We start from the raw sequence: 1645 nt of genomic DNA on the forward strand, positions 1-1645 counted from the left end.
GCCACGTAGAGGGGACAGGGGTCGGCCTCCGGCGGTGTGCACTTGACCAGGAAGTCCGTCTTCCCCGCGATGATCATGCGGTCGGCGACCGGGTCCTCCACGGTGCCGAGCGAGGCTCGCTCCACCCCGTGGTGGATCAGCGCCCAGGCGTCCTTGGCGTAGTACGTCTCGTCGAACACGACCGCGCGCGGCCTGCCCAGATCGACGAGGCGCAGGATCCCTCCGAACGCCGCGACCAGCGACGGTCCCAGCCACCCCCAGAGCACGCTTCCCCGCATGGGGGGTAAGAGGCGATCCCGTATCAATCCCATTCGGGCAATTATGGTGATAAATCAGCCTCGATGGACAGCATCATAAAGATCGCGTTTTGGGATGCCCGCCGCCTTCGCCACGTCCACGATCGCCTGCTTCCTCGACACCCCCGACTCCTCCCTGCGCGCCACCTCACCGACCAGGTCCTCGATCACCGGCGGCAGGGCCTGCCCGGCGTATCCCGCGACGACGACCGTGATCTCCCCCCTGACGCCCCCGGCCGCCCACTCGGCCAGCTCCCCGAGACCCCCGCGCCGCACCTCCTCGTACGTCTTGGTGAGCTCCCGGCAGACCGCCGCCCGGCGGTCGGCGCCGAACGCCTCCGCCATCGCCGCGAGCGCGGCGTGCAGCCGGTGCGGCGCCTCGAAGAAGACCATCGTGCGCTCCTCCTCCGCCAGGGCCGAGAGCCTGCGGGAGCGCTCACCGGACTTGCGCGGCGGGAAGCCCTCGAAGCAGAAGCGGTCGCTGGGCAGGCCGGAGACGGCGAGCGCCGTGGTCACCGCGGACGGACCCGGCAGCGAGGTGACCGTGACCCCCGCCTCGACCGCGAGGTGGGTGAGGCGGTAACCGGGGTCGGAGACGCCGGGCATGCCCGCGTCGGTGATGATCAGCACGGTCTTGCCGTCCTGGAGGGCCTGGAGGAGCTCGGCGGCACGTCCGGCCTCGTTGGCGTCGTAGTAGGAGACGACCCGGCCGCCGATCTCCGCGCCCAGCTCCCCCGCGAGGCGGCGCAGCCTCCTGGTGTCCTCCGCCGCGACCACGTCGGCACTCTCCAGCGCGAGCCGCAGCCGGGGCGAGGCGTCGCCCGCCTGCCCGATCGGAGCCCCTGCCAGCACAAGCCTGCCGTTTTCATTCACCGTTTCATCCTCCCGCATTCCTGATCGCCCCCAGCCTGGGAAGAAGCTCTCGAATTAGACATCTGACAGGTTTTCTCTGGGCTGGAGGGGGTGGGGGGACCGTACGATGTCGGAGTGGCCGTGACCGACTTCACCAACCAGGCGTCAGAGCAGCCCGAGCCCCAGCCGTCCGGCGGGCACGAGGGCTCGGTGCGCGACCGGCTGGTGCCGCCGATGCCCGGCGGCGCCCTGTGGGGCTGGCTGGGCCCGCTGCTGGTCGCGGTGTTCGGGGGCATCCTGCGCTTCACGAACCTCGGCCACCCGCGCGCGATCATGTTCGACGAGACGTACTACGCCAAGGACGCCTGGGCACTGATCAACTTCGGTGCCGAGCACAACGTCGTCAAGGACGCCGACAAGATCCTGATGGACGGCAGCACCGCGATCTGGCAGGACTGCGCGCCCAACGAGATCGACAAGTGCGCCTCCTACGTGGT

1 protein-coding gene and 2 pseudogenes are annotated in these 1645 nt (G+C 70.0%); 1 reads left to right on the forward strand and 2 read right to left on the reverse strand.

The genetic code is table 11. The features are described from left to right. A pseudogene (locus ACFY3V_RS39650) lies at positions 1 to 278 on the reverse strand (phospholipid carrier-dependent glycosyltransferase); the annotation flags it as partial. Positions 279 to 332: 54 nt separating this feature from the next. Further along, entirely contained in the window at positions 333 to 1187 is an 855-nt protein-coding gene (rsmI, locus tag ACFY3V_RS39655) for a 16S rRNA (cytidine(1402)-2'-O)-methyltransferase (protein WP_350950451.1), read from the reverse strand. Between the two features lie 96 nt (positions 1188 to 1283). Between rsmI and ACFY3V_RS39660 the strand changes: the two are divergent. Then, positions 1284 to 1645: pseudogene (locus tag ACFY3V_RS39660) on the forward strand (phospholipid carrier-dependent glycosyltransferase); the annotation flags it as partial.

The sequence above is a fragment of the Streptosporangium sp. NPDC000095 genome (assembly GCF_042899335.1).
Classification (GTDB): domain Bacteria; phylum Actinomycetota; class Actinomycetes; order Streptosporangiales; family Streptosporangiaceae; genus Streptosporangium.